A 14,017-nucleotide genomic window follows, 5' to 3' on the forward strand; every position below is an offset into this window, starting at 1 on the left:
TCCCGTCGTACTCGGGAACTCGCTTCGCAAGACAAGTCGATGTCGCCGACGGGGCTATTACCCTCTCTGGCCGGCCTTTCCAGAACCGTTTGGCTATCGTCTTGTTTTTAACTTGCGCCTGAAGCCACAGCTTCAGGAAAGCGAGCCCCACAACCCTGCTCGAGCAACGCCTGTGGGCTTGGCACTCGAGCAGTTTAGGCTCTTCCCCGTTCGCTCGCCGCTACTGAGGGAATCTCAATTGATGTCTTTTCCTTCGGGTACTGAGATGTTTCAGTTCTCCGAGTTCGCTTCCAACACCTATGTATTCAGTGTTGGATGACCTGGTATTACCCAGGCCGGGTTTCCCCATTCGGAAATCCATGGATCGAGGCCTGTTTGGCGGCTCCCCATGGCTTATCGCAGCCTTCCACGTCCTTCATCGCCAGCAAACGCCAAGGCATCCACCGTACGCCCTTAGTAGCTTGACCTAAGAATGATGTGTATCTCTCAAAGAGAGACCACAACAAAGTGCGCTTGATGTTTCTAAATGATGTCTCGATGGACAACCTTTGGAATCATCAAGAGCAAGACTTACTTGCTCGATTCCAGGGTCCATCGGATCAGTGTATATCGTTTCATCCACAGCTCCTCTTAAAGAGAGGCTGTCGATGGAAGATGCCTGACTGAGAGAGTTTGTTCCCATCCTAGAGAACGCACTCTCATCAAAAGACACTGTCCTATGCAATTTTCAAAGACCTGCAATGGCTTTGACTACAGAAAGGAGTTCAGACAAGACGGCACGTAGATTTCTTTGGGTGGTGCGCTTTGGAGGGCAAAGTGTGCGAGACACTTATAGATGCGAGTCGTAGTAGAGCTAGATGCTCCGTAAAGGAGGTGATCCAGCCGCAGGTTCCCCTACGGCTACCTTGTTACGACTTCACCCCAGTCACCGTTCACTCCTTCGGCGGCTCCCTCTAAAAGTTGGGTCACCGACTTCTGGAGCAAACGACTTCCATGGTGTGACGGGCGGTGTGTACAAGGCCCGGGAACGTATTCACCGTGGTATGCTGACCCACGATTACTAGCGATTCCAGCTTCATGCAGTCGAGTTGCAGACTGCAATCCGAACTGAGGCCGGCTTTTTGGGATTGGCATACTCTCGCGAGTTAGCTGACCCTTTGTACCGACCATTGTAGCACGTGTGTAGCCCTGGACATAAGGGCCATGAGGACTTGACGTCATCCCCACCTTCCTCCGAATTCACTCCGGCAGTCTCCTTAGAGTGCCCAGCATGACCTGGTAGCAACTAAGAATAGGGGTTGCGCTCGTTGCCGGACTTAACCGAACATCTCACGACACGAGCTGACGACAGCCATGCAGCACCTGTCACCGTGCTCCCCGAAGGGCACCCTCTCGGTTAGGAGAGATTCACGGGATGTCAAATCCAGGTAAGGTTCTTCGCGTTGCTTCGAATTAAACCACATGCTCCACCGCTTGTGCGGGCCCCCGTCAATTCCTTTGAGTTTTAACCTTGCGGCCGTACTCCCCAGGCGGTTCACTTAATGCGTTAGCTTCGTCACGGACTCTCAATTGAGCCAGCAACTAGTGAACATCGTTTACGGCGTGGACTACCAGGGTATCTAATCCTGTTTGCTACCCACGCTTTCGCGCCTCAGCGTCAGTTCCGATCTAGTCAGTCGCCTTCGCCACTGGTGTTCCTCGTGATCTCTACGGATTTCACCCCTACACCACGAATTCCACTGACCCCTCTCGGACTCAAGCCTACCAGTTTCCAATGCACCTCCGGGGTTGAGCCCCGGGCTTTCACATCAGACTTAATAGGCCGCCTGCGCGCGCTTTACGCCCAATGATTCCGAACAACGCTTGCACCCTCCGTATTACCGCGGCTGCTGGCACGGAGTTAGCCGGTGCTTCCTTCGGAGGTACCGTCATGCCCGACAATGCGGGTTTTCTTCCCTCCTGACAGAGCTTTACGACCCGAAGGCCTTCTTCACTCACGCGGCGTTGCTGCGTCAGGCTTTCGCCCATTGCGCAAGATTCCCCACTGCTGCCTCCCGTAGGAGTCTGGGCCGTGTCTCAGTCCCAGTGTGGCTGATCGTCCTCTCAGACCAGCTATCTATCATGGCCTTGGTGAGCTTTTACCTCACCAACTAGCTAATAGACCGCGAGCTGATCTCCGAGCGCCCGAAGGCTTTGACCGCTCCGGCCGCAGCCGGTGTGGTCTCATGCGGTATTAGCTACCCTTTCGGATAGTTATCCCCCGCTCGGAGGCACATTACTCACGTGTTACTCACCCATTCGCCACTTTACTCGGGACCCGAAGGTCCTTTTCTCGTGCGACTTGCATGTGTTAAGCACGCCGCCAGCGTTCGTTCTGAGCCAGGATCAAACTCTCCAGTTTGAAATAGAGCTCCTCTATAATGAACAACCAATCTCTCAAAGGTATAAGAGCTGGTTGCCAAGCGTTCGCTGCGACACACGTCCTTCTCGTCTAGCGGGCGAACCCACTAAAGAAGGTGTGATGGCTGCTATGCTTGGAGAGCTGCGTACAGGTTTTGGTCGATTTTGATGACCGAGCACTTGCGCCTCTATAGTAGAGGTGGCGACTTAAGAAAGAAGAACCTGTCAGGAAACCACTTTCGAAAAGCCTTGCGCTCGGGCCGTGCGCGCTTCGGGCATCTATCTCCGAGCCCCTCCTTTGGAGGGACGCGCGTCACACGACGAGGTCGACTCGTCTGCACACTAGCTTCGCCAAACAAAGAGCACTACCTTTTCTGAGTTAGACTCAGTAAGAAAGACGTGCCGTCTTGTCTGAACTCCTATTCTGTTTTCAAAGAGCCGCTCGATGTTAAGCCGTGTCGGCTTTTTCATCAGCGGGCGGCGGAGCATATGTTCGTTGCTGCCGCCTGTCAAGAGCCTTTTCAAAACTTTCGAAGCATGTTCGAAATTCCGAGAAGCCTCTCGCCGCCGACTCGAGCCGTTGGGCTTTTCGTCAGCGGGCGGCGGAGCATATGTTCGCTGCTCCAGCCTGTCAAGAGCCTTTTTCGTTTCTTTCGAACATTTTCGAAAGCGACAATCGAGCTCTTGGACGCTGACCCGAAGCCGTGAGGCTTTTCGTCAGCGGGCGGCGGAAGGTAAGTGCTTACCGGCGCCGCGTCAAGAGCCTTTTTCGTTTCTTTCGAGCTTTCTCGAAATCAACGTTTCGGCTCTCGCCGCCGACTCGAAGCCACGTGGGCTTTTTCGTCAGCGGGCGGCGGAAGGTAAGTGCTTACCGGCGCCGCGTCAAGAGCTTTTTTCGTTTCTTTCGAGCTTTCTCGAAATCAGCGTTTCGGCTCTCGCCGCCGACTCGAAGCCACGTGGGCTTTTTCGTCAGCGGGCGGCGGAAGGTAAGTGCTTACCGGCGCCGCGTCAAGTAGTTTCTGTGTCTTTTTCGACGACATCATATCGATGCCAATCGCTCACCCGAAGCTCGCACATGACTGGCGACCTGAAATGGGTATTCCGACCACCTTATAAGTAGAGGGTCGTAGCTTCGAGCGCGAAGCTCTCGGTACACCACGAGCACCACGGTCGACGCACGAGCCTAGAGGCTGGACATCTTCCCGTGGACGAAGAGCGATCTTAAGCAACCTCGAGGCCGGGTCAACTCCGAGCCAACGGGTTCGGTAAGGTGAACAGTCGAACTTTGCGTTGGCCGAGCCGGTGGTTTAAGCTCAGCGACAGGCCTAGAACGGTTGGCACGAAACTCGCTTGTCTTGTGAGGATGAAAGCGCAACCCCTGCGGTCAGTGAGTACGAGCGGGCAATCGAGGCGTGAGCACCGGCATTTCGATCAGACAGTGTCTAGCATATTTGAAACATGGCTTTGAAATCTGACACACAGCTAGGCCAACTAGCTATCGCGAGGGGTTTGGTCGATCTTGCCACCCTTCTGAGGTGCGTGTCCCAATCAGCCACGGCGGGCACGACTTTGTCGGAACTATTGGTCATCGACGGCCACCTTAGTCGTGAGCAGCTCGACGATCTCGAAAGCTACCTCGAGTCAGCCGATCGACGCCTTCTTCAAGACGAGTTTGAACTAGGCGATACGCTGGTGCTCGACGAGATCTTTACTCCGACGGAATCTACCGAGCCGCTGTTGGAGGTGCCGCAGACTGTTGCGCAGACTTTCCGGCAGACCCCGCCGGTCAAGCTCGCCCGCAACACCTTACCTTTTGGCGAGTCGTCGAGTGCAGCGGCCGAATCGCCGTCGGAGCTCGAGCTCGAGCGCGAGCAGCGCTACGAGTTTCTCGATGAACTCGGCCGCGGCGGCATGGGCCAGGTGGTGCTGGCACATGACCGTATCCTCAAGCGCGATATCGCGCTGAAGACACTCCTTCCGGATACTGCCGAACAAGGAAACCCGCGCGATCGGCTCCTGCAGGAAGCGCAGGTCACCGGGATTCTCGAACACCCGAGCATCATTCCGATTTATGACCTGGGCGCGCTGTCCAACGAGGAGCCGTATTATACGATGCGCGTCGTACGCGAGCGCAGCTTGGAGCAGATCATCCAGGAGATGGCGGTAGGCCAGGAGCATGCGTACTCGTTGACCCAGCTGGTCTCCATTCTCAGGCAGGTTTGCTTAGCGGTTCACTACGCGCACGACCGCGGGGTGATCCACCGGGATCTCAAACCGGAGAATATCCTCATTGGTGCCTACGGCGAGGTGTTCGTCATTGACTGGGGCGTGGCCAAGGTCGTCAACCCGGACCTCGGGGCGGTCTCACAGCTAGGTGGCGACGAGTTGGGCGCGCTGGTGGGCACGCCGCAGTATATGGCGCCGGAGCAAGCACAAGGCGAGAACGACGCCATCGATCAACGCACGGATGTGTATGCCCTTGGGGCTATCCTCTATGAGGTGCTCACCCTCCAGCCGGTCTTCACTGCCGAGCACGTGCTCTCCTTATTGTTCAAAGCCGTGCAAGAGGAACCAGCCCCACCCTCGGCGCGTGCGCCTGAGCGCTCGATCCCGCGCGAACTCGAAGACATTTGCCTCAAAGCGCTCGACAAGGCCCCTTCGAACCGCTACGCGAGTGCCGAGGCCATGGCCGACGACCTCGAGTTGTTCCTCGAGGGCGTCAAGGAACGCGAGCGGCGCCGTCAAATGGCACGCGAGGCGATCGAGCGAGCCGATGAGGCACGCGCTGCCTACGGGCGCACCCATCAGAAACACGCCGAGCTCATGAACGAGCTCAGCCACGAGAAGCTCAACATGACCTCGTGGGCACCGCACCACGAGAAGGAACGCGTCTGGGCGCTCGAGCAACGCGTCGAAGACCTGCAGGTCGAAATCGAACGCCACTTCAGTGAGGCGACCCGGTTGTACGGACAGGCGCTCGGCCATCTGCCGGAGATGTCCGAAGCGCGCAAAGCGCTGGCCGATCTCTACTGGGAGCGCTTTCAAGAGGCGGAGGCCGCCGGCGAGCGCGCCCGCGCAACCTATTTCGAGGGGCTGGTACGCCAGTACAACGACGGCTGGTACGACCAGCTACTCGAGGGTACCGCGAGGTTGACGGTGCTCACGCACCCCGAACCTGCCCAAGCCGTCCTTTACGAATTCGTGGAGGTCAATCGACGCCTGGTCGAGCGCCGTATGGCCGAGTTGGGGGAGACGCCGGTGCGGAACCTCGAGCTGCAGCACGGCAGCTATGTGATCGAGTTGCAGCGGCCCGGCTACGTCGCGCTTCAAGTCCCGGTCAGACTCGACCGCATGGAGGAGCGTACGCTCGAAATCCAGCTGCAGCGTGTCGACCAGGTGCCCGACAACTTCGTGGTGATCGCAGGTGGGAAATTCCTCAGCGGCGAGTTGCAGGCGCAGAATCTCGAGGATCACGAACAGTACCTGCCGGATTTTGGCATCATGGAAGCGCCGGTGACGTGCGCCGAATACCTCGACTTCTTGAACGCCGTCGCCACCGACGACCTGGAGCGCGCAAAAAAGCATGCCCCCCGCCTGGAAGACGGCGAGTCCTACTTTCCGGTAAGCGAGGACGGTCAATTCTCGCTGCCCACCGAGGACGCCGAAGGTGATCGTTGGGACATGAACTGGCCGATCTGCATGATCTCGTACAACGACGCAGTGGCCTACGCCGCTTGGCGCAGCAAGCGCGACGGGTTCGCCTACCGATTGCCGTCGGCTGACGAGTGGGAGAAAGCCGCTCGCGGCGTCGACGGGCGGCTGTATCCGTGGGGGAACCACTTCGACCCATCGTTTTGCCGCATGCGCGACAGCGAGCGGGGCCGCCCAATGCCCGTGTCGGTTCACAAGTACAAAATGGATCGTTCACCGTATGGAGTGCGGGACATGGCTGGCAACGTCATCGAGTGGACCACCACCCGCGCCCCCAGCAGCGACGACCGCCGCATTGTCCAAGGCGCCTCGTTTGGCTCGATCGAATTGATGTGCCGACTCGACTGGCACATGGATGCCCAAGACGATTCACGGCACGCATACCTGGGCTTTCGACTGGCCATGTCGCTATAGGTTTTATGGACCACGACGCCCCCAGGCGACCGATTGCAGCGCGATGACGAACTGCCTACACTGGGGCTGTCCACCGAGTTGCACCGTTATTGATGAGAGGAGATGGAGTGATGATTCGACGCGACAATGTGACCTCCGTGCTGATCTGCGCGGCACTCTGCTCTGCTCTGCTGGCCAGCGGCGCGGGCTGCGGAGCCAGCGGCTCAGACGTGGACAGCGGTGCGACCGTACGCGACGACGCTTCAGACGACACGGCTGATAGCGGCGGAGCATGGGAGCCGGACAGCGACGTGGGACAAGACACCGCAGATCCCGCGCCAGAACCCAGCTACCACGCAATATGTCCCGACGGTGTTGTCGACGAAGTGTGTTCCACAACCGGTGGGAGCGGCCAACAACCGCCGACAGCAGACTTCTCAGCCGGCGAAACGCGCACAGTGGGCACATCCCAAGCGGGCGTGGCTGGTTGTCAAAAAGGCAGCTTTCTGTACATCCCCGATGAATCGAGCACCGCACGCAACCCCGACTTCAATGGCGAAGTGCGTTACGTGTCGCCCAACGGCGATGGTGATGGCAGCAAGTACGGCCACCCGACCAACCTCGAGGCTCTGGTCCAGTTGGCCGAAGACGGCTCCACCGAAGTGGTCGCCTCGTTGCTTCCGGGCACCTACGAAGTGGACGGGGAGTTGAGCCTGTCGAGCGGTGCACTCAGTTTATTGAGCCCGTGCGCCTCGAGCGTCACGCTCGACTTCGGAGCCACCGGCAGCTTGCGGGTGAACGGTGCGACAGCCTTTTCTCTGGTGGGCGCGACCATCACGGCCGATTCGGAGCGTCAAGACGCGCCCCTCATCGCACTCGAGGATGTCACCACTTCTGTCATCGCCAACAGCCACTTCACCGGTGGTACCAAGCCCGTGAGCGCCACGGCCATCTCCGTGCGAGCCAGCCAACCGGGAAGCACCGTCGCGCTGAGTGTGGTTGGCTCGGTGATCGAAAACTACGCCACCGGCGTCGACGCGCGTGGAGCCGCCGTGCGGCTCGACCGTTCGATCATTCGGGCTTTCCGCGACCGAGGTATCTGGGCTCGCGAGGTCGACGACGACGCGCCCCCTTCGTCTTACGAGACGGCTGTGGTCATCGTGGACAGTATCATCGACGGACTCAACTCTTCGCTCGAAGACGGCTCCGGCCAAATTGCCGGCGTACAGATTCAAGCAGGCGTCTTGGCCACGGCCAACGCCCGCATCCAGAACCTGCGCAAGGCGGCAGCAGGGGCCGGCGACGCCGAGGGCACGCCGCGTCGAGGAGCCGGTGTGTGGAGTGAAGAGAGCTATCTGCGCCTCTTCAAAGACACCATCATCGACCGCAACGGTGAGCCAGGGGTATTCGCGCTCGATTCGCGGTTGTGGATCGATCAAGCCCAGGTCAGCAAGAACCTGCGCGGGGTGTCCCTGGGCACGCTGCCCGAAAGTTCCCGACGGTTCGACGACGCCGTCTTCGATCCCGACTCCGGGCAGGGGTTGCCCGTGCCTAGCGCAGCCTTCCCGACCGAGACCTTTGCGGGAACTCCTGTGTTGAGCAACGATGAGCGCCTGCCCGGGGACAGCTTCTTTCCGGACGACTTCTTCTTCCCCGACGACTTCTTCTTTCCGGATGACTTCTTCTTCCCCGACGACTTCTTCTTTCCGGACGACTTCTTCTTCCCCGACGACTTTTTCGCTCCGGCGGAGCAGAGTGCAAGACGCGTGTGGGCGAGTGCGGCCGTCATGGACACCAAATTCGACACCAACAAGACTGTGGCGCTCGAATCACGCGGGCGCAATGTCTTGGCGGGCGGTTCGACCTTTACGAACACCCTGGGCTCCGACGAAGCCTTCAGCGGTCCTCGTCAGGTCAGCTTTGCCAATCACGGCCACGGCGTGTTGCTCGAGGACGTGCGCAGTGCCTACTTCGTAGACAACATGTTCAGCGACAATGCCGGACTCGGTTTGCTCGCGCGCGACATGGGGAGCAACCTCGAAGATCAGGAAATGTTGCTCATCGACCGTAGTATTGTCATCGACAACGACGCCGGTGGACTGTGGGCGCAAAACGACCTCGACACAGGCACTTGGACCGGGGGTATGCCGGGCGACTTCCACGTGCGCAACTCGACGATCGTACGCAACGGCGGCGCGGGCGTCTTCGGCTCGAACGTGGCCTTCGTGGCCGAACAATCGCAATTCCTGTACACGGACATGGCCGACATGGAGATGGCTGGACACACGCTCGGGGTGGGCGACGGGTTGCACTTCGTCAACACCAACGGCGTCTCGCTGACCAACTCGGTGGTCGCCGGCAACGGCCGCTACGGCTGCTTCTTAGGCACCGGTTCAGGCTCTCTGGTCACGGCTTCGTTCGACACGGTCACCTGGATCGACAATGCTTCGGGTGGCATCGGCACGAACACCGAGGAGACAGACTTCTTGGGCCACGAACCCGTGCCGGCCGAGCCCACCGCCGACGCGATCCCCGAGTCGACCAACTGGGGAGATCCGGGCAAGCTTTAATTGCGATAACGGCGCACCGATCACTGAGCACGGGGGAAAACCCCGGGAGTCAACATGCTGCAATCGATCAATCACGGCTGGCACGAACTCAGCCAAGGCAATGTCGACGCGGCCGAGCCGATCTTTCGGAGTCACCTCAACGACCACCCGGACTCGGTCGAAGCGCTGCGCGGGCTCGCCCGCGTGGCGCTGCATCGCGGCGACACCGCCCATGCCGAAACCCTGGCACAGCGTGCGCACTCGATTGATTCGACGGCCGACGTCAAGCTCTTGTTGGGCGAGATTCTGGGGGCGCAGGGCAAACGCCGGGAGGCCGAGCAGTTGTTGACCCAGGCCGTCGCCTTCCACACGTCCGACTCCTATGCGCTGGCGCTGCTCGGCGAGCAGAAGATCCGCCAGGGGCGCTGGGACGAGGGAACCCAAGACTTCATCGAAGCCCTCAGCAACGACGCCGACGGCGACGGCTTCCGCCACCTGCAGAAGGTCCTCGCCGATCTGGTCGACGCGTATGTCGCCGGGCGAATCCCCGAGCAGGATGCCATGAAGTTCGTCAACCGGCTCGACTACTCGGTGCCCAAAACGGGCCCGGAGATGCAGTCGTTTTTCGGCGAAGCGCGCCGTGCGATTAATTCGGGACGAAGCATCAACCGCCGACAGCATGCCCCGGAGCAGACCCTTCCGACCTCGGTGCGCCAGGCGGCACGCGGCGCTTCGACAGGGGCGCCCTCCCCTGCCGCGCCACAGTCACCGCCGCCTCAATCCCAGCGCCCTCCCGAGAAGCGCCAGACGCGTGCGCCGCAACAGCGCCGGCCATCGGCGCCTCGTCAACAGCGTCCACGCAGCTCGAACTCCTCGGGCACCAAGCAGCCGGGCGTCGACGCCAACCAGAAGGACCTGCAGGCGATCATCCAGCACGAACGGTCCCTGAACCAGGATCTCGTCGCCGGCCTGGCCGAGATGGGGCCGCCTGAGTGGCCCTCGAAGGCCGGCTACGACAGCATCGATACGGTCCCTCCCATCTCACTCGACCGAGGCTCGGTGCTCGGTGAGTCGGGGGGCATCGACATGCGCGACTTTCGCATCACCGATGGCGACCTCCTCTCCGAAATCTTCTTGGAGCGCTGCCTTCGCAACTTGCTGGTCGCCACACAAAAGAACAAGGCGACGACCATTGTGCTGCGCCCGGAGAGTATCTGGCAGATGGAGATCAACTGTCGGGATGGATTGCTCGATGATCTGCGCCCACTCAGCCCACTCTACAAAGATCGCGCCGGCTTCGAGAACTTTCGCCAGCTAGCCTTCGGCATGTTCATCGGAGAGTGCTTGGCGAAGACCTACGACGGCGCCTGGACCTACGAGACGCCAGCCTCGGAGAGCTACCTCGAGATCGGCAACATGATCCTCGAGCCGTTCGATCTCGTCGCCCGTTGGATGGCCGCCGCCGACAAAGACGACGTCGACCTCGACATGCTCGCCCGCCAGGGCCACCAGGCAAGCCAGCAGAGCACGTCGATGACGATCGCGTCCGATCATATCGATCCGACGCGCGAGTTGTCGCGCGATGCGTTGCCCGCCAAGCTCGCCGAGATGTGGGCGCTGTATCGGTTCAACCTGTCGGACACCGCCTTCTCCCACGTCGCCAGCACCATCGAGGTGGTCGAGTCCGAAGACCGCTTCATCCTCTTCAGGATCGGCGCAAAGTGGGTGCCCGAATTCGCCCGTGGCCCGCAAGGGGCGGGGATAGGTTACGACGACACGGTGGGGATGGCCTATCTGCGCCAGTCCGGCCAGTTCTTGCCGCTGGCGAGCCGCAAGGGATTGGCGCGCCTACTCGAAATTTGCTTCGACAAACTCGACAAGCACTCCGCGCGGCGAGCCATCGAACTGCTCACCGACTTTCACTGCCCGAGCTGGTGGGTGGCTGCCAATGACCCTGAAGCGGCCAAGCTGAGCCAGAAGGTCGGCACACAGGTCAACTCGCCGCGCTTCGAGCGCCAGCATTCGGCCAAAACGCTCGTCATCAGCGGGGTCTCCTCGCAGGGGCCGGTGCAGTGGCGACTCACCCACGACCCCCATCAAGTGGTGCCCTGGCAGCTGGACCTGCAGCGCTGAGACGCTACAGCGGCGCCTCTTCCTCGAGCCACATCTGCACGGTCTCTTCGAGCTCTTCGGCCAATTCGGCGGGGGCGTGCACTTTGACGTTGGGCAGCATTCCGAGCACGAACGACTTGAACTCGGGGCACAACCCCATGTGGAACGAGACGCGCAGGCTCTTGTAGCCCTCTTCGGTTTGCTGAGAGGGATGGACGCGATAGCGACGCAAGTAGTTGGCCCAGGCCCCTGAGACCTCGAGCTCGATTTCAGCGACCGGATAATTCTGGGCGTAGATCCCAAAGGCGTTTTCGAAATACTTGGCCAACTCTTCGTCGCTGGCCGGCATCTCCTCGGCCGTGATCGGCTCCCCGCCATCATTTTTGGGAGCCGGCACTTCTTCGAGGTTGTCGATGCCGGCGACGTCGAAGAGCTTCATCTGCTCCTCATGGCGCGCCAAGAGCCACAACCGACCGGCATACCAGACCATCTTTCGGGGCGTGACCACATAGTGGCGAACCTCCCCATCGGCGCGTGCATACACCATCGCCAAGCGCCGTCCCTTGAAAACCGCATCGAGGATCGACTCGACATGGTCGACCATCGCCTCTTCGTCGGCCGGAAGCCACGTGCGACGCAGGTGCAGCGCCTGCGAGACGCGATCGAGGCGCTGGCGCTGCTTGTCACCGACGCGATTGCGGCAGTGCTCGGCCAGCCGCTCGATTTCACTTCGGTAGGGCGTCTCGCGGAACAGATCGAGCGCGATCGAGCCCAGCTCGAGGGCCGCGGCGGTGGCCACCGACACGTAGTCGGGATCAAACCCGGCCCACGTCCACACTTTGACGCGACCGTCTCGATGCGTCGACAGTCCGTACAGCTCCTCGAGCAGCTTCAGGTCCTCGCGAGCCTGCGGATATTTGATATCGAAGTTGTCAATGACACGCTGGATGGTGACTTCCTCGCCATTCTGCAACCACTGCAAGATGGCGTGGGATCGTCGAGTTGCCGCGAATGTGTTTCGAGCGGACATGAAGGTGAAGCTCCAATTGGAAAGTTGTGAACGCAGTGAAGAAGTGGGCGCAGTGTTTCGAGTCAACCCTGGCCAGAAGTTGGCGGCTCAAAAAACGGGCCATTTGCACCTTTGATTCCAGAAAGCAGCCGGTGTCATATCGGATGTGGCGCGCACTATAGTTCAGCCAACGGAGACCCACAAGACTGAGCGCCGCCGCATACGAAGCGATGAAGCCCCAGAAACATAAAGGGTTTTGCGACAACTCACATGTCGTGATACCAGTTGAAGGGCGCGACCCGGCAGACCCCGATCTGCTGGAGGTTCGCTTACGGGATCGGTGCACGGAGACTGGGATAGCCGGCTCCAAGATTGACAGCAAAGGCACCTTGCTGTAATCAAATCGACTTCATCGTGCGGCACCGATTCAGATCGGAGCAGGTTTTACGGAGGTTTCATGATTCTCGTCGGGATTACTCTCTTTCTGATTCTCATCGGACTCGGGTTCTTCGCCTATGGGGCGATTGCCCTGTCGAAGTACGCTTTCCGAATGGGAACCGGCCCGGGGTTGATGACCCTGCTCTTCCCGCCGTACACGATTTATTTTGCGCTGTTCAAACTCGAGGAAGAGGGCAAGTCGTGGCCGACGGCCAGCTGGCTGTTCGGCATCGTCGTCAGCATCTTGCTGACGGTGGCCTTCTGGCCCGACCTCAGCGCGCTGATGAGCGGTGACATGGAGCGCTTCGAGGGCCCGATCGGCGCTGGCGCTGCCGCCGTCGAGAAGTACGGCTCGCAGGAAGAGATGCTCGAAGAAGAGTCGTCGAGCGACTCGGCCGACAAGAAGGAAGAAAAGGCCGACGAGGGCGAAGCCGCCGCTGAAGAGAAAGCCGACGGCGAGAAGGCCGAAGGTGCCGACAGCGCTGAAGGCGAGAGCGCCGAAGGTGCCGAGAAAGCCGAAGGCGAGGCTGCTGAAGGCGAAGCTGCTGGCGAAAAGGCCGGCGCCGAAGCCGGCAAATAAGCAGCCATCCCCGCCTCACGATCCGCCGAGTAGATCAATCATTCTGCTCGGCGATTTGCTTTTCTTGTTCCTCGGAAATCAGGCGCAGCCCTTCGAGCGTCAAGAAGTCGTCGACCTCGTCGATGATATCGGTCTCTCCGGCAATAAACCGCGCCAGCCCACCGGTGGCCACCACCCGCGTCTCGCCATCCAACTCGGACTTCATGCGCGTGACGATTTCACGCACAAGGCCCGTGTAGCCATAGAGCAGCCCGGACTGGATTGAATGCACCGTCGTCTGGCCGATGACCGACGGCGGTTTGGCGATCTCGACGCGCGGCAGCTTGCTGGCGTGGTGGAAGAGCGCTTCGCTCGAGATGGTCACACCGGGAGCGATCGCCCCGCCCTTGTAGGCGCCGTCGGCCGTAATCGCGTCGAAGGTCGTCGCGGTGCCGAAGTCGACGACGACCAGGCTCGTTTGATAGCGCTGCCAAGCCGCCACGGCGTTGACCAGCCGGTCGGCGCCCACTTCGCGCGGGTTATCATAGAGCACCGCCATCGACGGATGGACCGTCTGGCCGACCACCATCGGGGCGAGCTCGAAGTAGTCTTCGACCATGCCGATGAGCGCACGCTCCATTGGCGGCACCACACAACTGATGATCGCCGCGTCGATGGCGTCCGGGTCGAGCCCGGCAAAATGAAACAGCTCGCGCAACAAAATCCCGTGCTCGTCACTGGTGCGCCCATGATGGGTTTGAATACGCCAGTGCTTGAGCAGTGTTGTGCCCTTGTAGACACCGAGGACGGTGTTTGTATTGCCGACATCAATGACGAACAGCATAT

6 protein-coding genes and 2 rRNA genes (1 of these 8 running past the window's edge) are annotated in these 14,017 nt (G+C 60.2%); 4 read left to right on the plus strand and 4 right to left on the minus strand.

Annotated features, from left to right (window positions below; all coding sequences use genetic code 11):
• A 23S ribosomal RNA gene (locus FIV42_RS04525) occupies positions 1-467 on the minus strand; it reaches 2,574 nt to the left of the window's first position.
• Positions 468-866: 399 nt separating this feature from the next.
• A 16S ribosomal RNA gene (locus tag FIV42_RS04530) occupies positions 867-2,401 on the minus strand.
• The 16S and 23S rRNA genes sit together here, the layout of an rRNA operon.
• 1,568 nt (positions 2,402-3,969) lie before the next feature.
• Between FIV42_RS04530 and FIV42_RS04535 the strand changes: the two genes are divergently transcribed.
• The 3 genes from FIV42_RS04535 (at position 3,970) to FIV42_RS04545 (ending at position 11,186) form a co-directional block, all read left to right on the plus strand.
• The gene (locus FIV42_RS04535; protein ID WP_168210407.1) at positions 3,970-6,525 is read left to right on the plus strand and encodes a bifunctional serine/threonine-protein kinase/formylglycine-generating enzyme family protein; all 2,556 of its coding nucleotides are present in this window, start codon (positions 3,970-3,972) and stop codon (positions 6,523-6,525) included.
• Between the two features lie 458 nt (positions 6,526-6,983).
• Positions 6,984-9,074, plus strand: a complete 2,091-nt coding sequence (locus FIV42_RS04540; RefSeq protein WP_141196527.1) for a right-handed parallel beta-helix repeat-containing protein — start codon at positions 6,984-6,986, stop codon at positions 9,072-9,074.
• Positions 9,075-9,128: 54 nt separating this feature from the next.
• Positions 9,129-11,186: a tetratricopeptide repeat protein gene (locus tag FIV42_RS04545; RefSeq protein WP_141196528.1), complete on the plus strand. Its 2,058-nt coding sequence runs from the start codon at positions 9,129-9,131 to the stop codon at positions 11,184-11,186.
• A 4-nt stretch (positions 11,187-11,190) separates the two neighbouring features.
• On the opposite strand, the gene FIV42_RS04550 is transcribed toward FIV42_RS04545, so the two are convergent.
• A complete protein-coding gene (locus tag FIV42_RS04550) occupies positions 11,191-12,195 on the minus strand; it encodes a helix-turn-helix transcriptional regulator (RefSeq protein WP_141196529.1) in 1,005 nt (334 codons plus the stop codon).
• A gap of 436 nt (positions 12,196-12,631) precedes the next feature.
• On the opposite strand from FIV42_RS04550, the gene FIV42_RS04555 reads away from it, so the two are divergent.
• On the plus strand, positions 12,632-13,192 hold the full coding sequence (locus tag FIV42_RS04555) for a hypothetical protein (protein WP_141196530.1): 561 nt from the start codon (positions 12,632-12,634) through the stop codon (positions 13,190-13,192).
• A gap of 34 nt (positions 13,193-13,226) precedes the next feature.
• On the opposite strand, the gene FIV42_RS04560 is transcribed toward FIV42_RS04555, so the two are convergent.
• On the minus strand, positions 13,227-14,015 hold the full coding sequence (locus FIV42_RS04560) for a type III pantothenate kinase (protein WP_141196531.1): 789 nt from the start codon (positions 14,013-14,015) through the stop codon (positions 13,227-13,229).
• Positions 14,016-14,017: the final 2 nt, after the last annotated feature.

The organism is Persicimonas caeni (genome assembly GCF_006517175.1).
GTDB lineage: Bacteria > Myxococcota_A > Bradymonadia > Bradymonadales > Bradymonadaceae > Persicimonas > Persicimonas caeni.